The sequence below is a fragment of the Couchioplanes azureus genome (assembly GCF_014648355.1).
In the GTDB taxonomy this organism is placed as follows: Bacteria; Actinomycetota; Actinomycetes; order Mycobacteriales; family Micromonosporaceae; genus Actinoplanes; species Actinoplanes azureus.
On record NZ_BMQY01000004.1, the window covers coordinates 49153 to 70498 of the forward strand.

General features: G+C 73.0%; 21 protein-coding genes. 5 read left to right on the forward strand and 16 right to left on the reverse strand.

From position 1 onward, the window contains the following. Positions 1 to 3: 3 nt before the first annotated feature. Complete coding sequence (locus tag IEY99_RS15305) at positions 4 to 537, reverse strand: hypothetical protein (protein ID WP_189203717.1); 534 nt, start codon at positions 535 to 537, stop codon at positions 4 to 6. A 67-nt stretch (positions 538 to 604) separates the two neighbouring features. On the opposite strand from IEY99_RS15305, the gene IEY99_RS15310 reads away from it, so the two are divergent. Then, on the forward strand, positions 605 to 1177 hold the full coding sequence (locus IEY99_RS15310; protein ID WP_189203719.1) for a TetR/AcrR family transcriptional regulator: 573 nt from the start codon (positions 605 to 607) through the stop codon (positions 1175 to 1177). Here the strand turns inward: IEY99_RS15310 and IEY99_RS15315 are convergent. The 3 genes from IEY99_RS15315 to IEY99_RS15325 are packed head-to-tail and all read right to left on the reverse strand — an operon-like array spanning position 1150 to position 5134. Next, positions 1150 to 2541: a (Fe-S)-binding protein gene (locus IEY99_RS15315; RefSeq protein WP_189203721.1), complete on the reverse strand. Its 1392-nt coding sequence runs from the start codon at positions 2539 to 2541 to the stop codon at positions 1150 to 1152. The two genes, IEY99_RS15310 and IEY99_RS15315, sit on opposite strands and share 28 nt — an antisense overlap. Further along, complete coding sequence (locus tag IEY99_RS15320; protein ID WP_189203723.1) at positions 2541 to 3683, reverse strand: FAD-binding oxidoreductase; 1143 nt, start codon at positions 3681 to 3683, stop codon at positions 2541 to 2543. The genes IEY99_RS15315 and IEY99_RS15320 overlap by 1 nt, the downstream gene beginning before the upstream one ends. Continuing rightward, complete coding sequence (locus tag IEY99_RS15325) at positions 3683 to 5134, reverse strand: FAD-linked oxidase C-terminal domain-containing protein (RefSeq protein ID WP_189203725.1); 1452 nt, start codon at positions 5132 to 5134, stop codon at positions 3683 to 3685. Before IEY99_RS15325 ends, IEY99_RS15320 begins: the two co-directional genes overlap by 1 nt. A 152-nt stretch (positions 5135 to 5286) precedes the next feature. Here IEY99_RS15325 and IEY99_RS15330 point away from each other — a divergent pair, with 152 nt between their 5' ends. Beyond that, positions 5287 to 8157 carry a M36 family metallopeptidase gene (locus IEY99_RS15330; RefSeq protein WP_189203727.1) on the forward strand — a complete coding sequence of 957 codons (2871 nt, stop codon included), beginning with the start codon at positions 5287 to 5289 and terminating at the stop codon, positions 8155 to 8157. A 56-nt stretch (positions 8158 to 8213) separates the two neighbouring features. On the opposite strand, the gene IEY99_RS15335 is transcribed toward IEY99_RS15330, so the two are convergent. The 4 genes from IEY99_RS15335 to IEY99_RS15350 are packed head-to-tail and all read right to left on the reverse strand — an operon-like array spanning position 8214 to position 10999. Next, positions 8214 to 8774 (reverse strand): hypothetical protein, encoded by a 561-nt coding sequence (locus IEY99_RS15335; protein ID WP_189203729.1) that lies wholly within the window; start codon positions 8772 to 8774, stop codon positions 8214 to 8216. Beyond that, positions 8771 to 10135 carry a hypothetical protein gene (locus IEY99_RS15340; RefSeq protein WP_189203731.1) on the reverse strand — a complete coding sequence of 455 codons (1365 nt, stop codon included), beginning with the start codon at positions 10133 to 10135 and terminating at the stop codon, positions 8771 to 8773. The genes IEY99_RS15335 and IEY99_RS15340 overlap by 4 nt, the downstream gene beginning before the upstream one ends. Continuing rightward, positions 10132 to 10614, reverse strand: a complete 483-nt coding sequence (locus tag IEY99_RS15345; protein WP_189203733.1) for a hypothetical protein — start codon at positions 10612 to 10614, stop codon at positions 10132 to 10134. The genes IEY99_RS15340 and IEY99_RS15345 overlap by 4 nt, the downstream gene beginning before the upstream one ends. Then, positions 10604 to 10999 (reverse strand): YbaB/EbfC family nucleoid-associated protein, encoded by a 396-nt coding sequence (locus IEY99_RS15350; RefSeq protein WP_189203735.1) that lies wholly within the window; start codon positions 10997 to 10999, stop codon positions 10604 to 10606. The genes IEY99_RS15345 and IEY99_RS15350 overlap by 11 nt, the downstream gene beginning before the upstream one ends. A gap of 130 nt (positions 11000 to 11129) precedes the next feature. On the opposite strand from IEY99_RS15350, the gene IEY99_RS15355 reads away from it, so the two are divergent. Continuing rightward, entirely contained in the window at positions 11130 to 11939 is an 810-nt protein-coding gene (locus IEY99_RS15355; protein WP_189203737.1) for a polysaccharide deacetylase family protein, read from the forward strand. On the opposite strand, the gene IEY99_RS15360 is transcribed toward IEY99_RS15355, so the two are convergent. The 3 genes from IEY99_RS15360 to IEY99_RS15370 form a co-directional block, all read right to left on the reverse strand. Beyond that, positions 11890 to 12594, reverse strand: a complete 705-nt coding sequence (locus IEY99_RS15360) for a hypothetical protein (RefSeq protein WP_189203739.1) — start codon at positions 12592 to 12594, stop codon at positions 11890 to 11892. The two genes, IEY99_RS15355 and IEY99_RS15360, sit on opposite strands and share 50 nt — an antisense overlap. Before the next feature lie 67 nt (positions 12595 to 12661). Next, positions 12662 to 12925 carry a hypothetical protein gene (locus IEY99_RS15365; RefSeq protein WP_189203741.1) on the reverse strand — a complete coding sequence of 88 codons (264 nt, stop codon included), beginning with the start codon at positions 12923 to 12925 and terminating at the stop codon, positions 12662 to 12664. A gap of 80 nt (positions 12926 to 13005) precedes the next feature. Next, on the reverse strand, positions 13006 to 14571 hold the full coding sequence (locus IEY99_RS15370; RefSeq protein WP_229798733.1) for a M4 family metallopeptidase: 1566 nt from the start codon (positions 14569 to 14571) through the stop codon (positions 13006 to 13008). A 182-nt stretch (positions 14572 to 14753) separates the two neighbouring features. On the opposite strand from IEY99_RS15370, the gene IEY99_RS15375 reads away from it, so the two are divergent. Continuing rightward, positions 14754 to 15755 carry a 3-oxoacyl-ACP synthase III family protein gene (locus IEY99_RS15375; RefSeq protein ID WP_189203745.1) on the forward strand — a complete coding sequence of 334 codons (1002 nt, stop codon included), beginning with the start codon at positions 14754 to 14756 and terminating at the stop codon, positions 15753 to 15755. A gap of 80 nt (positions 15756 to 15835) precedes the next feature. On the opposite strand, the gene IEY99_RS15380 is transcribed toward IEY99_RS15375, so the two are convergent. Genes IEY99_RS15380 through IEY99_RS15390 form a run of 3 tightly spaced genes read right to left on the reverse strand, consistent with a single transcriptional unit; the run spans position 15836 to position 18323 of the window. Beyond that, a complete protein-coding gene (locus IEY99_RS15380) occupies positions 15836 to 17077 on the reverse strand; it encodes an EAL and HDOD domain-containing protein (protein WP_229798735.1) in 1242 nt (413 codons plus the stop codon). Continuing rightward, positions 17074 to 17955, reverse strand: a complete 882-nt coding sequence (locus tag IEY99_RS15385) for a class I SAM-dependent methyltransferase (protein WP_189203749.1) — start codon at positions 17953 to 17955, stop codon at positions 17074 to 17076. The genes IEY99_RS15380 and IEY99_RS15385 overlap by 4 nt, the downstream gene beginning before the upstream one ends. Further along, a complete protein-coding gene (locus IEY99_RS15390) occupies positions 17952 to 18323 on the reverse strand; it encodes a YybH family protein (RefSeq protein WP_189203751.1) in 372 nt (123 codons plus the stop codon). Before IEY99_RS15390 ends, IEY99_RS15385 begins: the two co-directional genes overlap by 4 nt. A gap of 156 nt (positions 18324 to 18479) precedes the next feature. On the opposite strand from IEY99_RS15390, the gene IEY99_RS15395 reads away from it, so the two are divergent. Continuing rightward, positions 18480 to 18674, forward strand: a complete 195-nt coding sequence (locus IEY99_RS15395) for a hypothetical protein (protein WP_189203753.1) — start codon at positions 18480 to 18482, stop codon at positions 18672 to 18674. Between the two features lie 160 nt (positions 18675 to 18834). Here IEY99_RS15395 and recQ read toward each other — a convergent pair whose 3' ends face one another. After that, positions 18835 to 20679, reverse strand: a complete 1845-nt coding sequence (recQ, locus tag IEY99_RS15400; RefSeq protein WP_189203755.1) for a DNA helicase RecQ — start codon at positions 20677 to 20679, stop codon at positions 18835 to 18837. 55 nt (positions 20680 to 20734) lie between these two features. Continuing rightward, positions 20735 to 21334, reverse strand: a complete 600-nt coding sequence (locus IEY99_RS15405; protein ID WP_189203758.1) for a mycothiol-dependent nitroreductase Rv2466c family protein — start codon at positions 21332 to 21334, stop codon at positions 20735 to 20737. Between the last annotated feature and the right edge of the window lie 12 nt (positions 21335 to 21346).

A 21346-nucleotide genomic window follows, 5' to 3' on the forward strand; every position in this document is an offset into this window, starting at 1 on the left:
CTTTCAGCGCGCTTCGCGGCGCGGGAACAGCGTGTAGCTGAACGAGACGACGAAGTCGACGATCACCGCCACGCCCCAGGGCTTCATCACCGACCACAGCGGCAGGGTGCGCTCCACGTCGCCCACCAGCAGCGTGAAGACGCCCAGGACGACGGCCGTCGCCGCGTACGCCAGCAGGTGCTGCAGCCAGTCCCGGCGCTCGCGGGCGGCCCGGGCGGCCCCGGTCCGCGGCGCCCGCGCCGGCGCCGGACCGCCGGCGAAGCGGTGGCGGAAGCGCTGGTCGGCCCAGCGGATCATCCGGTGCCCGAAGACGACCGACACGCCGAGGTAGACCGCGGCCAGCCCGTGGGCCAGGTGCGCCTCGCCGCCGCCGCGCAGGTCCGCGACGGCGACGGCCAGCAGCGCCACGTCCACCAGCGGCACCGACCACAGCAGGGCGGTGCTCAGTCTCCGGCGCCGCAGCAGATACCGGGTCGCCAGGCCCGCGGCCAGCAGCACCCAGAAACCGACCTCGCAGGCGATGATCGCGACGATCATGTCGTCCTCCCCGTTCTCGCACGATCGTGTTACATCCTTCATAACACAGTCGTGCGATAATCGGGTCATGCCGAAGGTCGTCGATCACGCCGCACGCCGCCGGGAACTGGCCGCCGCGGTCTGGCGCGTCCTCGCCCGCGACGGGGTGGCCGAGGTCTCCATCCGGACGGTGGCCGCCGAGTCGGGGTGGTCCTCCGGCGCCCTGCGGCACTACTTCGCCACCCGCGCCGAGCTGCTCGCCTTCGCCTGCGAGGAGGTGATCGCCACGGTCACCCACCGGCTGGAGAACCTGCGCCCCGAGGGCACCGTCCGCGAGGCCGCCGAGGCGCTGCTGCGCGAGACGATGCCGCTGGACGAGCGGCGTCACCTGGAGGCGTCGATCGCCTTCGCCTTCCTCGCGCTCGGCCTCGGCGACCCGGAGCTCGCCCGGGTCCAGCGCCTGCACTTCAGCGGCATGGCCGGCTTCTGCCGGGAGCTGGCCGGGCACCTGCTGCCGGCCGGCGCCGACCTCGAGCGGGCGGGCCGGCGGCTGCACGCGGTCGTCGACGGCCTGACCGTGCACGTTCTCGCCGGCCACCTCACCCCGGACGAGGCCGCCGCGGAGCTGTCGGCCTACCTGGACGACCTGGTCCCGGGCTGAACGTCCCCGCCCAGCAGAGCGCCGGGCGCGAGGCCGCGCAGCGACGCGTCCAGCACCTGGGCGGTGTGCGCCGTGGCGACCTGCCCGCCGAGCCGCCGGACCGCGGCGGCGACCTGCATGAGGCACCCCGGATTCGCCGTGACCAGCAGCTGCGCGCCGGTGGCCAGCACCGTGCGGGCCTTGCGCTCGCCCAGCTCCGCCGCCGGCCCGGGATGCAGGACGTTCCACACGCCCGCCGAGCCGCAGCAGATCTCCGGGTCGGCGATCTCGCGTACCGTCAGCTCCGGAATGCCCGCCAGCAGCGTCCGCGGCTGCGCGCGGACGCCCTGCGCGTGCGCGAGGTGGCACGCGTCGTGGTAGGCGACGGTGACCGGCAGGGGATGGCGGGTCGCGACCGGGCCGAGCTCCACCAGCAGCTCCGACAGGTCGCGCACCCGCGCGGCGAACGCGGCGGCGGGCCCGGCGTATGCGGGATCGTCGCCCAGCAGGTCGGCGTACTCCTTCATCGCCGAGCCGCAGCCCGCCGCGTTGACCACGACATGGTCGACGCCCGCGCGGGCGAACGTGTCGACGAGGCGCCGGGCGAAGCGCTGCGCCTCCGGGCGGCGCCCGTTGTGGACGCTGAGCGCGCCGCAGCAGCCCTGTCCCGGCGGGATGACGACGTCGCAGCCCTCCGCCGCGAGGATCCGGATCGTCGCGGAGTTCACCTCGGGGAAGAAGGCGCTCTGCACGCATCCGGTCAGCATCCCGACGACGGCCCGCCGTGGGCCCAGGGCGGGCACCAGCCGCGGCGGGCGGGGAACCGTGCGCAGGCGCGGGGCCAGCGACTCCAGCGTGGCGAGGGTGGGACCGAGCCGCTCCATCAGCCCGGTGCGCGCGGCCAGCCGCCGCAGACCGCTGGCCTGGTACGCCCGCAGCGGCCCGCGCAGCAACCGCAGCCGCCGCGGGTACGGGAAGAGCGCGAAGATCGCCGCCCGCAGGGCCCGCTGCCGGGGCGTCCGGTCGTGGCGCCGCTCGACCTGCGCCCGGGTGTCCTCGATCAGCCGGTCGTAGCGCACCCCGGACGGGCAGGCGGTGACGCACGCCATGCAGCCCAGGCACCGGTCGACGTGCCGGACCATCGAGTCGCTCATCGGCTCGCCGTCCAGCCCGGCCTGGATCAGGTAGATCCGGCCGCGCGGCGAGTCCGCCTCCTCGCCCCAGAGCGCGTACGTGGGACAGGTGGGCAGGCAGAAGCCGCAGTGCACGCAGTCGCCGGCGAGGGCGGCGCTGGGCGGCCGGTCGTCGTCGAAGGCGGGGGTGCCGGCGACCGGGCCGAGGACGTCGGGCGGGTCGTCGTGGGTCCCCCGGGTGGCGTCGACCATCAGATCCCTCCCACGAAGCGGCCGGGCGCGAAGCGGTGCCCCGGATCGAAACGGTCCTTCACCCGGCGCATCAGGTCCAGGCCCGGCACCGGACCCCACATGTCGACGCCCTGCCGGACCGGCTCCGGCGCGGTCAGCACGACGGCGTGCCCCCCGGCCCGGGTGGCGGCGGCCCGCAGTCTCGTGATCGTCGCCGCAACGTCCGACTCGACGTGCGCGTAGAGCACGCCCGCTCCCGCGGAACCCCGGATCCGGACCTCCGGGACGGCCGCCAGCAGGGACGGCACCTGGGACAGCGCGGCCGTGAGCTTGACGCCGACGCCGTCCGGCGGCCACGGCAGGGTGCCCCACCACGGCGGGAGGTCGCCGGTCGCGCCGGACAGGCACTTCTCGAGCCGGGCCGCCCGGTCCCGGACGCCGGCGGCGGTGCCCTCCACGAGCACCGCGACGGTGACGGCTCCGGAGCCGGTCCGGTCGATCTCCACCGCGCTGGGCGCGACCTGCTCCGCGCGGACGGCCGCGAGCAGCGCGCCCAGCTCGGCGGGCGGCACCTCGCGGAGCACCACGGCGCGCTCCGGCGGCACCGGGTGCAGGCGGAAGGCGCACTCGGTGATCAGCCCCAGGGTGCCGTACGAGCCGGCGAACAGCTTGCCCAGGTCGTACCCGGCGACGTTCTTGACGACCTTGCCGCCGGAACGGGCGACCGTGCCGTCCGGCCGGACCACCGTCATGCCGATGATCAGGTCGCGGGCCGTGCCGTAGTGCAGGCGCCGCGGTCCGCTGGTGCCGGCCGCGACCGCGCCGCCCACGGTGGCGCCGGGCAGCGGCGAGTCGAGGGCGAGCTGCTGGCCGCCGAAGTCGAGCTCGGCCAGCGGGGTGCCGGCCCGGACCACGGTGATCAGATCGCCGGCCGCGTGCTCCACCACGCCGCTCAGGCGGTGGGTGTCGACGATGAGGTCGACCCGGCGCGGGGGCATGCCCCAGCCCAGCTTGGTGCCGGCGCCCCGGACCACCACGGCGAGGTTCCGCTCCGCGGCCGCGCGCAGGACCTGCGACGCCTCCTGGGTCGTGGCCGGCGTGGCCACGAACCGCGCCGGACGGCCCGCGACCACGTCCGCGCCGGTGGCCGGGCGCCAGCCCATCAGAAGATCTCCGCCGCGGCGGGCGGGTCCGTCGCGCGGTGCCGGCGCGGCACCTCGCCGCACAGCCGCGGGGTGGGGAACACCTTGCCGGGGTTGGCCAGCCCGGCCGGGTCGAACGCGCACCGCAGCAGGTGCATGGTCTCGAGGTCGTCGTCGGTGAACATCCGCGGCATGTACTTCGCCTTGTCCGCGCCGACGCCGTGCTCGCCGGTGATCGAGCCGCCGTACTCGATGCAGAGGTCGATGATCGCGCCGGACACCTCCTCGGCCCGCTCCGCCTCGCCCTCGACCGCGGCGTCGAAGAGCACCAGCGGATGCAGGTTGCCGTCGCCCGCGTGGAAGACGTTCGCCACCCGCACCCCGCGCGAGCGGGCGACCTCGCCGATGCGGCGCAGCACCTCGGGCAGCGCGGTCCGCGGGATCACGCCGTCCTGCACGATGTAGTCGGGGCTGATCCGGCCGACCGCCGCGAACGCCGACTTGCGGCCCTTCCAGATCAGCGCCCGCTCGGCCTCGTCCGCGGCGATCCGCAGCTCGGTCGCGCCGGCGGCCGCACACAGGGCGGTGACCTGCGCGAACTGGGCCTCGACCTCGGCCGCCGGGCCGTCCAGCTCGACGATCAGCACCGCCTGGGCTCCCGGGGGATAGCCGCAGGCCACGGCCGCCTCGGCGGCCTCGATCGCGAGGGCGTCCATCATCTCGATGGCGGCGGGGACCACCCCGGCGGCGATGATCGCACTGGTGGCGGCGCCGGCCTCGTCGGTGGTCCGGAAAGCGGCGAGCAGCGTACGCACGGACTCGGGCAGCCGGGTCAGGCGTACGGTGACCCGCGTGGCCACCCCGAGCGTGCCCTCCGACCCGACGAAGGCGCCGAGCAGGTCGTAGCCGGGCGTGTCCGGTGCCCGCCCGCCGAGCTCGACGAGGTCTCCGTCCGGCGTGACGATCTGCGCGCCGAGCACGTGGTGGGTGGTGAAGCCGTACTTCAGGCAGTGCGCGCCGCCGGAGTTCTCCGCGACGTTGCCGCCGATCGAGCAGATCTGCTGGCTCGACGGGTCGGGCGCATAGTAGTAGCCGTGCGCCGCGGCGGCCCTGCTGACGTGCAGGTTGATCACTCCGGGCGCGACGACGGCCCGTTCGTCCGCGGGGTCGATCTCGACGATCTCGCGCATCCTGGCGGTGACGACCAGCACGCCGTCGGCGTGGGGCAGCGCGCCGCCGGACAGTCCGGTGCCGGAGCCCCGGGCCACGAAGGGCACCCCGGCCGCCGCGCAGGCCCGGATCGTCACGGCACACTCCCGCGCGTCGCGGGGCAGCACGACGAGACCCGGCGTGACCTTGTAGTGGGCGAGCCCGTCGCACTCGTACGTCCGCAGCTCCTGGCGGTCCGACACGACCCGGCCGGCGCCCAGGGCGACCCTCAGCGTGGCGGCCAGTTCCTCGAGCGGCGTCATCGGCGACCTCCCTGCCCGACAACTTAGCAAGTCGCCCAGGGGTATCGACCGACGTCATTGTCGCAACAAAAACTTCATCTACGAACGTCTATGTTCACGTAAGGTTTCGGATCGTCTGGAGAGATCCCCCAGGCCGACCCCAGGAGGCTTGCGTGCGCATACGCAGACGGTCCGCCGTCGCCGGAATCCTCGCCGCTACCACCATCCTCGCGTCCGCGCCGCTGGGCGCGAGCGCGGCGCCCGCCCCGCTGCCCGCCCCGGCCACGCCGCTGACCGGCGAGCATCTCGACGAGGCGTACGCCTTCGTCGACAACCGCGGCGCCAGCGCCGCGCCGACCTCGGCCCAGCGCGCCCAGCTCCGCGCCGACGACGTCGTCACCCGATGGAACAGGCTCGGCACGCCCGCCTCCGTCACCCCGATCGAGGGGCGGCTCGCCACCGGGCCGGCGGGCGACGCCGACACCGTCGCCCGCCGCTACCTGAAGCGGAGCCGTGCCCTGTTCGCGCTGCGCCAGGCGGCGGTCGACGACCTCGAGACCATCGCGACCACCAAGATCGGCGCCGGCACCGTGGTGCTGATGCGCCAGCGGTACGGCGGCCTGCCCGCCGCCCACGACGGCCTGGTCGCCGTCGCGGTCAAGGGCGGCGACGTCCTGCGGGTCACCTCGTCGCTGAGCCCGCGCACCGCCGCGCCCGCCGCCGCCCGCCTGCAGCCCGCGGACGCCCTCACCGCCGCCCTCGCCGACGCGAAGATCCCGCGGGAGAAGCTCGCCGACTCCCGGGTGCGGCTGGTCGCCGTGCCGATGCCGGGCGCCGAGCCGCGCGCCGCGTACGAGGTGGTCGTCATGTCCGGCGACGCCGACCACCCGCTCGGCTACACCACCTATGTGGACGCCGTCGACGGCCGGATCCTGCTGCGGGAGAACCTGGTCAACTTCGCCGAGGACGACCCGCACTGGAAGGTCTTCCCGGCCACACCGCCCGCCGGGGGCGCGGACGCCCGGCAGATCTGGTGCGCCGCCGGCGCCACCGGCTGCGCCCGGCAGGTGCTCGACCCGGCCACCGGCAAGGCCTGGGACGTCGACGCCGCCACCGGCACGCCGAGCCTCACCACCAGCGGCAACTCGGCCGACACCGTACGGCTGTGGGGCAACGGCAACCCGGCGGTACCCGCCGCCGCCCGGCCCGACCGGGAGTACGTCTACCCGTTCACCAACCAGTGGAACACCAGCAAGTGCGACCCCAACTCGCTGACCTCCCCGGAGCAGGCGGACGCCGACGCGGCCACCGCCAACCTGTTCGCCATGCACAACCGGATGCACGACTGGTCGTACAAGCTCGGCTTCACCGAGGCGACCTGGAACCTGCAGAAGGTCAACACCGGCACGTACGGCAAGGGCGGCGACCCCGAGCGCGGCAACGCCCAGCAGGGCGCGGCCACCGCGACCACCCGCAACAACGCCAACCAGGCGACCCCGCCGGACGGCATGCAGCCGACCACCAACATGTACATGTGGCAGCCGTTCGCCGGGGCCGCGTACCCGCCGTGCGTCGACGGTGACTTCGACATGACCGTCATCGGCCACGAGTACACCCACGCCATCAGCAACCGCATGATCGCCGGCCCGGACAGCGGCATCAGCTCCTCGCAGGGCGGCGCGATGGGGGAGAGCTGGTCCGACCTGCTGGCGATGGAGTACCTGTTCGAGAGCGGCTACACCCCGCGGGGCAACACGCCGTACGTCACCGGCGGCTACGTCACCGGCGACGTCGTGACCGGCATCCGCAACTACGACATGAGCAACAGCGTGCTCAACTACTCCAACTACGGGTACGACCGCGGCGCGGCCGTCCACCCCGACGGCGAGATCTGGAGCGCCACCAACTTCGACGTCCGCCGCGCCTTCCTCGCCCGCTACGGCGCGGGCAGCCGCGCCCAGCAGGAGAGCTGCGCGGCGGGCACCACCCCGGTGACCGAGTGCCCGGGCAACCGCCGCTGGGTGCAGCTCGTCTTCGACTCGTTCCTGCTGGCCGCGACCGGCACGATCAGCATGCTCGACATGCGCGACAACATGATCACCGCGGACGCGCTGCGCTTCGGCGGGGCCAACGCCGACCTGCTGTGGAACGCCTTCGCGGCCCGCGGCATGGGCGCCGGCGCCGCCAGCGGCCCGTCCGACAGCGACCCGGTGCCCAGCTTCGCCTCGCCGTACGTGGAGAACTCCGAGGTGACGTTCAAGGCCCTGGGCGAGGCCGCCGGCAAGCCGGTGCGCCTCTACGTCGGCGACTACGACTTCGGCTCGGTGCCGGTCGCCGACACCGACCCGGCCACCGCCCTGCCGGCCACGGTCACCCTGGCCCCGGGCACGTACCGCTTCCTGGCCATCGGCGCGGGCTTCGGCCACAAGCGCTTCACCCAGACCGTCCACCCGGGCGTCACCACCGACATCGGCGTGGTCATGCCGACCAACCTCGCCTCGGCGGCCTCCGGCGCCACCATCACCGGCGACGGCACGGCCCCCGCCCGGCTCACCGACGACGCGGAGGGCACGGCCTGGACCGCCACCGGCGGCGCCGCCGGCCGCCAGGTCACCGTCGACCTGCCCACGGACGCCGCCAAGCTGGTCTCCCGCGTCCAGCTCAGCGCCTTCCCGGGCGGCGGCGCCCCCACCTCCACGATGTACAGCACCGTCCGCCAGTTCGAGATCCTCACCTGCAACGCGGCGGCGGGCGCGGACTGCGCGAGCGACGCGGGATACAAGGTGGCCTACACCAGCCCGGCCAACGCCTTCGACACCGGCCAGTACCGCCCCAAGGTCCCCAACCTGCTCCTGAAGTCCTTTCCCATCCGCCCGACCCCGGCCACGCACGTCAAGCTCCGCATCCTGAGCAACCAGTGCACGGCCAACCCCCTGTACGCCGGCGAGCAGGAGAACGACCCCCGCTCCACCACCGACTGCGCCACCACCGCCCCGGCCGCCACCAACGCGGTCGCCGCCGAATTCCAGATCTTCAGCAACTGACCATGACAGCCGTGGGGTGCGCGGTGGCGGCCGCCCACCCCACGGTGCGGCCTCTGTCAGTCAAGAGGCTCCATGACGTAACCGAACTGCGCGATCGAACCCGCCCGGTCGATCTCGTCCAGGTAGTCGGGGGCGAAGCTGGGCATCGGCGGGTCGTCGGCGCGGTCGCGCCAACCTGCCAGACGCACGGATTTCCATTCGAAGTCGGCCGCACCGTTCTCGGTGTGGAAGCCGCCGTCGCGCTCGAAGAGCAGGATCAAGGGCTCGAAGGGGTCTTCCAGGTTTCCGGGCAGGTCGGCGCCCGGGGTGGCACGCAGCGCTGTCCAGTGCAGGATGAAGGGCGCCACTCGCGTGATGGCGTTCCGGGCACCGGATCTCGCTGCCGCGAGGACGCGGTCCACGACCTCCTGCCGGGCGCGGACGCGAGGGTCGATGCACAGGGCCAGGTCGAAGAACGGGGTCCGGGTATCGCATCCGCAGGCGTCGGCCCATTGCGCGATTCGCCGGAAATATTCCTTGAGCAGCGCGGCTTTCGACCATGCCCGATGCCCATGGCGCTCGTAGTCGATGGCGCTGAGACGGGCGGCCATGGCTTCAACGGCTTCGTCGGCTGTCATCGTCCCAATCCTCGCAGAACAGCGTCGACGATCTCATCCAGGTTCGAGAGGTCGTCGGCCATGCGGAGCCCGGAGCCGTCGATGCCGTACAGGCGCCAGTGTCCGAACGGATTCTCCGGCCGCCACTGGTTGGGAGGCAGATCATGTGCACCAGGGTGATGGCGGCTGACCACTCGGTCGCCGTGAGCGTCGAACGCGTCGGGGTGCGACGACCGGTAGGGCAGCCCGGCTTCCATCAGCCTGTTCTCCACATATTCGTGAGCGGCGAGATTCCGGAACGCGGCCCGGCCCTCCGCGTCGAGGGTGCCACGGGTGGCGCCCTCCCAGAGGTCTGCGATGTCATCATCGGGGGTGAAGTAGCCGCGTTCGACGTGGTCGGGGCCGAGGGCGATGTCGTGTTGCCGGACGAACAGGTTCTGGCGGGTGACCTCGACGATGCGGGGGTCGATGCCGGTGTTGGCCGCGGCCGACGGAGTGTCCTCCGGGCTTTCGCGGATGCGCCGGTAGGCGTCGGCGGCCCGCTCGCTGAAACCCTCGCCGTCGTCGATGAAGTCGCTGCCGCGGGGGAAGTCGGGCCGGAACTCGCTCGGTGGGGGAGCGGCCGGGGGTCGGCGGCGGCGGAGTCGGGTGAGGATGTCGGCGAGGTTGTCGAGCATGGGGTGGAGGCGGCGGAGGCTGGTGAGGAGGGCTCGGACGAAGTGCTGGATCTTGTTGACCCACTTCGTGACGAGGGTGGCGACCTGGCCGATGACCAGGGGAGTGGCCAGGCCGAGAGTGAGTCCCTCCTCGGCGAGCCATTGCGGTAGGCGGGCCGCCAGGGTGCCGACGAACTCCGCGATCAGGTCGCGGACGATGCCCCGGACCAGGGCGACCAGCAGGCCGGCGCCCTCCACGGCGCAGGAGATGCCGCGGCAGGCCGTGGCGATGCCCTCCAGGGTGTTCAGGTGCGCTGCGGCGTGCTCGCGGTACGCGTCGCCGGATGCGCCGAACCAGGCCGAGACCTCGGTGCGGAGGCGGTCGGCGTAGTCCTGGCGGGCCTGGTCGGTGAAGGCCGCCACGGTGGCCCAGGTGGTGGCGTGGGCGGCGACCTCGTCGGCGTTGCCGGCGAGCAGGTCGAGGGCGTCCTCGAGGGGCTGGACGTGTTCCATCAGCCAGGCGACGCCCCAGGAGGCGAGGGTGCCGAGGGGGTCGACGGCCAGGGAGAGCATGTCGAGGGAGGCGCCGACGCCGCCGAGGGTGGCGTCGACCCAGCTGTTGTCGCGGATGCCGGCGGTGATGTCGGCGGCGTCGCCGACCAGGCCGAGCCCCGTGGACCAGGTGGTGGAGTCGTGGCTCTGCGCGACGAGCGGGTTCGTGCTCACAACGGCAGATCGAGCGGCGGCGGGTCGAGCGGCGGCGGGTCGAGCGGCGGCGGGTCGAGCGGCGGCGGGTCGAGCGGCGGCGGGTCGAGCGGCGGCGGGTCGAGCGGCGGCGGGTCGGAGGGCGGCCCGCCGGAGGGCGGCGGACCGGAGAGGGGCAGGTGAAGCCCCGGCCCGCCCGCCGTGCGGACCCGCCGGCCGGCTGCGTCGTCCGTGGCCGTGGTGCTGGTGGCGACGGCGCGGAGGTTGCCGGCGGTGTCGCGCAGCGCGTCGTCGGCGTCGTCCAGGGCGTCGAGGGCGAGGGCGAAGAGCGGGCTCAGCAGGCCGGGCAGGAACTGGCAGAGCTGCCCGTACGCCTGGCTGTCGAGGGTGACCTCGCGCACGGCGGAGCGGGCCTGGCGGACCGCGTCGGCGACGCCCTCGACGCCGGCGGCGTGGTGCTCGACGGCGGCGGCCGGGAATGCGATCCCGTCAGCGGGCATGGCCGTCGTCCGCCTCGGGTGGCGGCTGCGGGAACCTCGCGGCGTACGCATGGATCACCGCCCGGCCGGTCGCGGTGTCCGCGCCGACGGTCTGCGCGACCTGCTCCGCGACCCGGGCGGACAGGCGGGCCTGCGCCCGGCCGATCAGGGTCATGATCTCGGCGCTCAGCGCGGCGCCGGTCAGCTGCCGGGCGCGGTCGTCGATGTGGAGGTGCTCGAGCTGACCGGAGGATCCGACGGTGACCGTGACGAGGCCGTCGTGGCTGCGGGCCTCGGCGGTCAGGGCGGACACCCGGCGGGACAGCTCGACCGCGCGTCGGGCGTTCTCGTCGACGCCGGCCGCCCAGGACTCCAGCCACTGCTCGGCGGCGTCGATATCCCGCATGTGAGCCTCCCCGGCCTCCGACACTAGGACCCGGCGGGCGAGAGCGGCAACCGGTGACCGTACGTCGTGGCGCGAGCGCGGGGAGGCACTTCACCGGGAGCTGACACCGTACGGTCCACCATGTCGGGTCATGTCGATCCTGCGTGCGCTCACCGCGGTGACGGCGGCCCTGGTCCTGGCGGGGTGTTCCGCCTCGTCCACCCCCGAGGCCGAGACCGGTGCCGGGCCGTCGCCGGCCGCCGCGCCCTCCGGGCCGGCCTCCTCCGCCCCGGCCCGTCCCGACCGTCAGCACGACGGGTGGCGCGACTCCGACATTCCCGTGTTCGGCCCCGCCCCCGCGCCCGAGAAGATCACCTTGCCGCCGGGTGGGAGCGCGCCCTACCTGCTGCGGATCCCGACGAAGAACAAGGTGGCGTTCCTGACGATCGACGACGGTTTCCTCAAGCATCCCGAGGCGCCGGAGCTGATCGCGGCCGCGGGCGTACCCGTGACGCTGTTCCTCACCACGGACGCGATCAAGGACGATCCGGACTACTTCCGGCCGATGATCAAGGCCGGTGCGGTGGTGGAGTCCCACACGATCACCCACAGCGACCTGCGCGGCCGGTCGTACGCCTTCCAGAAGCGCGAGCTCTGCGGCGCGGCGGACAAGCTGGGCAAGTGGTACGGCCGCCGGCCGACCCTGTTCCGCCCGCCGTTCGGCAACCAGGACGAGACCACCCTGAAGGCGGCGCGCGACTGCGGCATGAAGGCGGGCTTCATGTGGAAGGAGACCGTCCACGAGGGCAAGGTCCGCTTCCAGGAGGGGCGCCGCGTCCAGCCGGGCGACATCATCCTCATGCACTTCCGCAAGGCGTTCGTGAAGGACTACCTGGCCGCGCTGCGGGCCATCAAGAAGGCGGGACTGACGCCGGCCCTGCTCGAGGACTACGTGCCCTGAGCCGCTCCGCCGTCCCGGCCGCCAGTCCGCCGAGCAGCACCAGCCAGCCGGCCGCGAGGACGACGCCGGCGGCCCAGTCCTCGGCGGACAGGTGGGGACCGCCGCCGGCGCCGGCGGGCGCCGCCCGGACCAGGCCCAGACGGTCCTCGATCATCGGTACCGGCCCGTCGTCGTCGCCGAAACCGTCCGGCTGGCGCCCGGCGACCAGCGGGGGCCCGGCGAGCGGGGTGCCGTCGGGGCGCTCCAGCCGCAGCAAGTGCGTGCACACCACCCCGCGGTCACCGGCCGGCCCGCCGCCCTCGCCGCAGTCCACCTCGCCGTCGGCGACGGTGGCGGCGACCGGGCGGCCCATCAGGTGCAGGTAGGCGCCGCGGGTGGCCTCCGCTCCGGCGCAGAACGCCGTGGGTCCGACGATCAGCTGCCCGGCGATCACGACCTTCACCCACCGGGCGGGAAGGTCGAGAAAGATCAGCAGGACCGGAGCGACGAGCAGGCCGCCGAAGCCGATCACGAACACCGCCGTGGTGGGGAACCCCCGGCCCTCGCTGCCGCCGGCGAGCGCCAGCGGCGCCAGGAGGTCGGTGCACGCGGCGGTGAACAGCCCGCCGGCCGTGGACCACCGCACGGTCCACCGATCGAGTGTCGCCGATGTCATGCCGCGACCCTAGAGGCGTCGCGTCAGCGCGGGCCTCGGCGTGATGTTCGACTTGGGTAAAGCTGCTCTAGGGGACCGGGCGGCGCATGGAGTACGTGACGCCGTGCAGGCGGTGCGGCTCGTTGATGACGTGGATCGCGGCGCGGTCGTACGCCTGCCAGCCGGCCGCCCCCGCACGGTTGAGGTGGCGCAGGTCGTCGAAGCGCTCGTCGGTGCCCCAGCGCAGCACGCCGCCCGGGTGGTAGAACGTGGCCGTCCAGTCCATGAACCGGTCGGCGCCGAACGTCCCGGCCGCGCGGTACTCGAGGCGTGCGTACTCCCAGTTGGTCACAGTCAAGATTATCTCTGTGCGGCGCGGGGCCGCGCGTCACGACGCGCGGCCCCGCGGTGCTGCGGTGGTGCGGTGGCGGTTCAGTTGACGTTGACCGCGGCCCAGGCGGCGGCGGTGGCGTTGTACTCGGTGCTGCCGGCGCCGTAGAGGTCACGGGCGGCGTTGAGGGTGGCCGTACGGGCCCCGGCGTACTTGGTGCCCGAGCTCATGTACGTGGTCAGCGCCTTGTAGAAGATCGCGCCGGCCTTGTCGTTGCCGATCCCGGTCACCGTGCTGTTGTTGCAGGTGGGGCTGTTGTACTGGACCCCGTTGACGGTGTGGGCGCCGCTGCCGACGGCGAGCAGGAAGAAGGCGTGGTTGCCGACGCCGGAGGAGTAGTGCACGTTGAGGTTGCCGACCGTGCTGCTCCAGCAGCTCGCGGAGTCGCCGTCCTTGGCCGGGTCGTCCATGTAGCGCAGCGGCGTGTGGTCGAGCGCGATCTCCTCGCCGATCAGGTAGTCGGCGACGTCCGAGCCGTTGTTGGAGTGGAACTCGACGAGCGTGCCGAACACGTCGCTCATCGACTCGTTGATGCCGCCGGACTCGCCACTGTAGACGAGGCCCGCGGTGCGCGAGGTGACACCGTGGGTCATCTCGTGGCCGCCGACGTCCAGCGACGTGAACGGGCCGTAGTTCGTGCCGTCGCCGTCACCGTAGAGCATGCAGAAGCAGGTGTCGGACCAGCCGGCGTTGTTGTACCGGTTGCCGTAGTGCACCTTGTTGAAGCTGCCCTTGCCGTCGCCCGCGATGCCCCGGCGGCCGAACTTCTCGAGGTAGTAGTCCCACGTCTCGGCGACGCTGTACTGGGCGTCCACGGCCACCGTCTGCCGGTTGTCGAGCTGGCCGGTGCCCCAGACGTTGTCGGCGTCGGTGAACAGGGTGCCCTGGCCGAAGCGGCGGTTGTTCATGTCGGTGGTGTAGTTGTTGCCACGCTCGGGGTCCTTGAGCTGGTACGTCGACCCGGACTTGGTGGTGTCCAGCTCCACGCCGCCGACGTTGTAGCCGGTGCCGGTGCCCTCCACCGTCTGCACCTCGGCCCACTTGTCGACGACCTTGCCGGTGTGCGCGTCGACCAGCACGTGGGTCACGCCGTCGCCGCCCTCGGGGTCCGGCACCGTGACGACCGTGCGCCACACCAGCACGGGGGTCGTGGGCAGGGCGTCGACGGCCAGGGTGGTGGGTGCGCCGGCGATGGTCCTGCCGCCGAGCGCCGCCGCCGCGGCCTTGACCGCCTTGGCGGCGCTCAGCGTCGGCGCGGTGGTCAGGGTGATGGGTGCGAGCTGCGTCCTGGTCACGGCGCTGAGCGCGCCGGCCCCGTTCAGGTGCGCGATCACGTCGCCGCCGATGACCGGCAGCCCCCGGTAGGTGCGGTCGAGGTGGACGTGGCTCGCGCCGTTCTTCTCCACCAGCACACCGCGCTGGGCGAAGGTGTCCGACGCGCCGGCCGCGAAGGCGGCCGGGTTGCTGCCGATGGCGCTCGTGGCGCGGCTGGCGGCGAGGGCGGGGGTGACCGGCTGCGGCGGGGCGGCTGCCTGCGCGGCGACGGGCGCGGCGAGCGCGGCCGAGGCGGCCAGCGTGGTGGCGGTGACGATGGCTCTGGTGCGCACCGTATCTCCTCTCGTGGCCGGCCGGATGTGGCCGACTGACATAGATCTTTGTGAATACCTCGCGAAATGGGAAGGCCTTTCGGTGACAAACTTGTGACTCAGGAAGATATATATGGCCGTCACTGACACAATTTCGCCGCCGATGTCTCAACCGGGTCCACCCGCCGCCGATCAGAGCGGTCATGCAGTCGACACCGCGCGCCGGCATCCTCGGCACCGGCTCGTACGTGCCCGAGCACGAGGTCACCAACGAGGCCCTGGTGCAGCGGGTGCCCGGCGCCAGCGCCGAGTGGATCACCCGGAAGACGCTGATCGAGGCCCGCCGCTTCGCCGCGCCCGAGGAGGCCACCTCCGACCTGGCCATCCGGGCCGGGGCCGCGGCCCTGGAGCACGCCGGCATCGCCGCGGACCGGATCGACTACCTCATCGTGTCGACGTCGACCGGTGACTCGCCGCAGCCGCCGACCGCGTCGCTGGTGCAGCACGCGCTCGGCGCGCACCGGGCCGCCGCCTTCGACATCAACGTCGTCTGCGCCGGCTTCGTCTTCGGGCTCGCCCTGGCCGAGAGCCTCGTCGCGGTCCGGCCCGGCGCGGTCGTCCTGGTCGTCGCCGCCGACGTGTACTCGCGCATCCTCGACTTCGACGACCGCCGTACCGCGATCCTCTTCGGCGACGGCGCGGGCGCCGCCGTCGTGGGCGCGGTGCCGCAACCGTACGGGCTGGTCGACGTGGAGCTGGTGACCCGCGGGGACGCGCACGAGCTGATCCACGTCAAGGCCGGCGGCAGCCGCCTGCCCGCCTCGGCCGAGACACTCGCCGAGGGCGGCCACTTCTTCCGGATGAACGGCCGCGGCGTCCGCGACTTCGTCATGGCCGGCGTGCCGCCGGTGCTGCACGACCTGCTCAAGCGCGCCGGTGTCACGGCCGAGGAGGTCGACCACTTCGTGCCGCACCAGGCGAACGGCGTGATGCTCCAGGAGCTGGTGGAGGCGGCGGGCCTGACCCGCTCGCGTACCCATCTGGTGCTGGACCGCTTCGGCAACACCGGGAGCGCCTCCGCCGCGATCGCGCTGGACACGGCGGCGCGCTCCGGCGCGCTGGGCGACGGCGACCTGGTGCTGATCGCCGGGTTCGGCGGCGGCATGTCGGTGGGAGCCGCCCTGCTGCGCTGGTACGCCGCCTGAGCTCCGCCCGGTCACGAACGCAAAGGAGCCCGTCCCACCGGCCGAGGTGGGACGGGCTCCTTGCCGTTCGGGACGAAAGGTCAGGCGGCGTTCTGGGCGGCCGCGACCGCCATCGTCGACCAGCGCATCGCCGCCATGACCGTGCCGGACAGGTCGTCGCCCGAGTAGGCGGCCGCCACGGCGCTCAGGTCGCCGCGCTCGTACGCGTCGACCACCCGCAGCACCCGGCCCAGCGCGCCGGTCCCGCGCTTCAGGGCCTTGGTGATCTCCGCGCTCAGCGGCAGCTGGTGGGTGATCGCGGCCGGGGTCATCCCGATGATCTGGGCGACCGCGGTGATCAGCCCGGCCATGAAGGCGGCGTCGGCGTCGGCGCCGAACGCGGGCGCCACGTGCTCGCAGAGCCGGGCGCGGGTCAGCGCGTCCGCCATCTGCACCTCGGTGGCCTCCGCGACGTCGTCGACGACCATGAGCATCGCCCACTGGCGGATGTGCGCGAGGCCGAGCATGACGACGGCCTGGCGTACCGACGACACCCGGTTGGTGGTGCCGACGGCGACCGAGTTGCTGGCCCGCAGCACCCGCAGGGTCAGCGCGGGGTCGCGCGCGATGATGTCCAGCACCTGTTCCAGGTCGGCGTCCGGGGCGGACAGCGCCCCGATCAGCTCCAGCCGGCGCAGCTTCGACGGGGTCAGGCTGGCCGCGGTCAGCACCTGCGGGCGGCTGAGCACGTAGCCCTGGCGCAGCTCGAAGCCGTACTTGTTGCTGAGCGCCAGCTGCTCGCCGGTCTCCAGGCCCTCGGCGACGATCTTGATTTTGGGGTACTCCCGGCAGGCCGCGACGATCGTGTCGAGGTGGCCGGGCTCCGCCGCCAGCAGGTCCAGCTTGACGAAGTCGGCCAGCGGCAGCAGCCGCTCGTGGCCCGAACCCCAGACGAAGTCGTCCAGCGCGATCCGGTAGCCCTTGCCGGCGAGGGCGGTGACGCCCGCGACCACCTCGTCGTCCACGTCGACCGTCTCCAGCACCTCCAGCACCACGTGCTCGGGGCCGAACGGCAGGGTGAGCTCCCCGGTGAGGAACTCCCGGGTCATGTTGATGAAACAGGTACGGTCGCCGACGACCTCGTCGATGCCGAACTCGGTGAACGTGTTGACGATGACCTGGCTCGTGGCGTACGTGTCGCGGCGCCCGGCCTCGACCGCGTCCATGCTGCCCCGGAAGAGCAGCTCGTAGGCGACGACGTCGCCGGTCACGTCGAAGATCGGCTGCCGGCCGACGTGCACGAGCTGAGTGCCCGGCAACGGGTACGGCACCAAGGGGTTCACGCCGTCTGTGATCGGCCGGCGTCCTCGCGGCTTGAGGTTTCTTCTGCCAGCAGGGCGTAGAACAGGGGCACTTTCGGTGCGGCCTCCGGCAGGCGCCACCATCCCTGGGGCGTACGGTGCATGTGCGGCCAGCGGGGCCACGGCAGCTCGTCGCTCTCCCGCAGCGACCGGATCCGCAGCCCGGCGCCGCTGAGCGCGGTGACGACCGCGCCGAGCCCGTGCGCCCACTCGTAGCTGGTCGTCGCCCGGGTCAGCGCCGGCCCGTCGGTGTAGGTCCGCGTGGCGTCGAGCTCGGCGGCGCCCCGCCCGCCGATCATGTCCCGGCGCAGCACCAGCCCGGTCTCCTGCGGGTCCGCCGGAACCAGGCCGAGCGAGACCAGCGCGGGGTGGAACTCGACGACGTACGCCCGTCCGCCGGGCCGCAGCAGCCCGGCCACGACCCGGGCCCAGCGCGGCAGGTCGGGCAGGTAGCAGAGCGCACCCTTGCCGGTGTAGACCACGTCGAACCGGCGCCCGCCGAGCAGCTCCGGGGCGTCGTAGACGTTGCCGTGCACGTACTCGACCGCGACGCCGTGGCGGGCGGCGATCCGCCGGGCCTCGGCGACCGCCACCCCGGACAGGTCCAGGCCGGTGACACTGCGCGCGCCCCGCCGGGCGAACGCGACGGTCTCGGTGCCGAGGTGGCACTGCAGGTGCAGCACGTCGAGGCCGGTCAGGTCGCCCAGGTCCGCCCACTCGTAGGAGGCGAACCAGTCCTGCGGGTCGCGCCCGGCGACGTCGTAGAACCGGCTCGCCGCATGGATCGGGGTGCGCTCGTCCCAGTTGGCCTCGATGCTCGCCATCCGGGCCCGGGTCGCTTCGTCGAAGAGGTCGCTCATGCCCCCGAGTCAAGCGTGTTCTGATCGTGCACCAGAAGCCAGGTCCCCCCGATCCGCGCGAAGACCAACGTCAACACATACCTCATCGCGTACGGCTTCCCGTCGGCGCCCAGGTCGTCGTAGCTGACGGCGTACGTGGCGAGCCCGGTGTCCCCCAGCTCGGTGCGGCGCAGCGGCTCGAGCCTCCACGTCCAGTCAGGATCGGCGAACCATGCCCGGTGGAAGGCGGCCACCTCCTCGCGCCCCGCCAGCACCCGCCCGTTCGGCGCGATGACGGCCACCTCGTCGTGCACGGTGGCGAGGAAACCCTCCAGGTCCCGCGCGGCGATGGTGGCGAGATGCCGGTCGACGGCCTCGGCGAACTGCATACGGTGATCCCTTCCGGAGCTGACGTGCCGGCGCAGCATGCCACTTCCGCGAACGCCCGGCACCGCATTTACGCGCGAGGCCTCGTGAGCTGTCACGGCGATCAGCGTGGAGCCGGTAGGTCGATGGAGGTTGTGAGGCTCCGGCAGACTGGCCCCATGGAGGAATGGGAACGCATCGATGACCTGATCTCGCGTGGGGTGGTGATCACGGCCATCAAGGAGATCCGTGACCTGCGCGGTTGCCGGCTCGGCGAGGCGATCGAGCTCTACCACGAGCGGGCGGCGCAGCTGAGCGGCGCCGCGGCGAGCCGATCCGGCCGGTCCGCAGACGAGCGGTCCGTCGGCGAGTGACCGGCGCGGGCGGCAACCGGCGGTGAGCGATCCGGACCTGAGCGACCCGGCGGTGTGAGCGCGCCGTGGGCGACCCGGCCGTGGGCGCGTGCGGGTGCAGGGAACCCGGCCCTCGTGAGTCCCGGGATGGCGACGGTGGACGGACGGGGCGGAGGTCTCGCTATTCCGGCGTGGACAGGGCGTCGAGGAGCTGCTGGCCGAAGCGGGCCAGCTTGGTCTCGCCGACGCCGCCGATGGTGGAGAGTTCGGCGAGGGAGCCCGGGCGCTGGGCGGCGATCTGGCGCAGGGTGGCGTCGTGGAAGATGACGTACGCCGGGACGCCGGCCTCACGGGCGGCCGCGGCGCGCCAGGCGCGGAGGCGCTCGAAGGTCGCGGTCGCGGCGGGGTCGAGGTCGGCCGCCGGGGTGGCCTGCGGCGAGGAGGAGCGGCGGGCGCGGGGGGCGCGGGTGCGCTCCGGCTCGCGGCGCATCATGACCTGGCGTTCGCCGCGCAGCACGGCGGCGCTGGCGTCGGTGAGGGTCAGGGTGCCGTAGTCGCCCTCGACCGCGAGCAGGCCCTGGGCCAGGAGCTGCCGGACCACGCCGCGCCACTCCTGCTCGCGCAGGTCCGTGCCGATGCCGAAGACCGACAGCTCCTGGTGGCGGAACTGGGTGACCTTCTCGGTGGTCTTGCCGAGCAGGATGTCGATCGACTGGCCCGCGCCGAACTTCTGGCCGCGCTCGCGTTGCAGCCGCAGGACCGTCGACAGCAGCTTCTGGGCCGGAACCGTGCCGTCCCAGGACTCCGGCGGGGTGAGGCACGTGTCGCAGTTGCCGCAGCTCGGCTCGGCCGGTTGACCGAAATAGGCCAGGAGCTGCGCGCGCCGGCAGTGCACCGTCTCGCAGAGGGCGAGCATCGCGTCGAGGTGGGTGGCGAGGTTGCGGCGATGCGCGAGGTCGCCCTCGGAGGTCTCGATCATCTTGCGCTGCTGGACGACGTCCTGCAGGCCGTAGGCGAGCCATGCCGTCGAGGGCAGCCCGTCGCGGCCGGCGCGGCCGGTCTCCTGGTAGTAGCCCTCGACCGACTTGGGCAGGTCGAGGTGGGCCACGAACCGCACGTCGGGCTTGTCGATGCCCATGCCGAACGCGATGGTGGCGACCATGACGAGGCCGTCCTCGCGCAGGAACCGGCTCTGGTTGGCCGCGCGGGTGCCCGCGTCCAGGCCCGCGTGGTACGGCAGCGCGGCGATGCCGTTCTGGGTGAGGAACTCCGCGGTCTTCTCCACCGAGGCCCGGGAGAGGCAGTAGACGATGCCCGCGTCGCCGGGATGCTCGGTGCGCAGCAGGTCGAGCAGCTGGCGCCGCGGCTCGTTCTTGGCGACGATGCGGTACTGGATGTTGGGGCGGTCGAAGCTGGCCGTGAAGTGCCGGGCGCCGGTGAGGTCGAGCCGGGCGGCGATCTCCTCCCGGGTGGCGCTGGTCGCCGTGGCGGTCAGCGCGATGCGGGGCACCTGCGGCCAGCGCTCGTGCAGCATCGACAGGTTGAGGTAGTCGGGCCGGAAGTCGTGGCCCCACTGGGAGACGCAGTGCGCCTCGTCGATGGCGAACAGGGCGATGCGTCCCCGGTCGAGCAGGCGCTGGGTGCCCGCGACGCCGAGCCCCTCGGGGGCGACGTAGAGCAGGTCGAGCTCACCGGCGACGAAGAGCTGCTCGGTGAGCCGGCGCTCGTCGCTTTCCTGGGTCGAGTTGAGGAAGCCGGCCCGCACCCCGAGGGTGCGCAGCGCGTCGACCTGGTCCTGCATCAGCGCGATCAGCGGGGAGACGACCACGCCGGTGCCCTCGCGCACCAGGGCCGGGATCTGGTAGCACAGCGACTTGCCACCGCCGGTGGGCATGAGCACCAGGGCGTCGCCCCCGGCGATGACGTGCTCGATGATCTCGCGCTGCCCGCCCCGGAAGTCGGCGTAGCCGAAGATCCGGTTGAGGACGTCGTAGGCGGGGCCGGCCACCGGGGGAGCGGAAGTCACCCCGCGAGTCTAGTGACCCCGCCGCGGACCGGGCCGCACCCTGTGGACGCTCGCTTCAGTCGAAGCTCAGCCCGCCCGTACGCGTGCGCTTGAGCTCGAAGAAGTCCGGGTAGCCGGCCAGCGCCACCGCGCCGTCGAAGACGCGGAGCGCCTGCTCGCCGCGCGGGATGCTGCTGAGCACGGGACCGAAGAACGCGACACCGTCGATGTGGATGGTGGGCGTGCCGACGTCCTCGCCGACCGGGTCCATGCCCTCGTGGTGGCTGCGGCGCAGCTCGGCGTCGTACTCGTCGGTCTTGGCCGCCGCGGCGAGCTCCGCGGGCAGGCCCACCTCGGCGAGGGACTCCGTGACCACCCGCTCCGGGTCCTTCTCGCCCTGGTTGTGGATCCGGGTGCCGAGGGCGGTGTACAGCGGGCCGAGGATCTCCTCGCCGTGCTGGCGGGCCGCGGCGGTGACGACCCGGACGACGCCCAGCGACTGGTTGATCAGCTCGCGGTAGGCCGGCGGGACGTCCCGGTTCTCGTTGAGTACGTAGAGGCTCATCACGTGCCAGCGCAGGTCGATCTCGCGCTGCTTCTCGACCTCGAGGATCCAGCGGGAGGTGATCCAGGCGAACGGGCAGGCCGGATCGAAGTAGAAGTCGACTCTCGTCATGGTCCGACGATA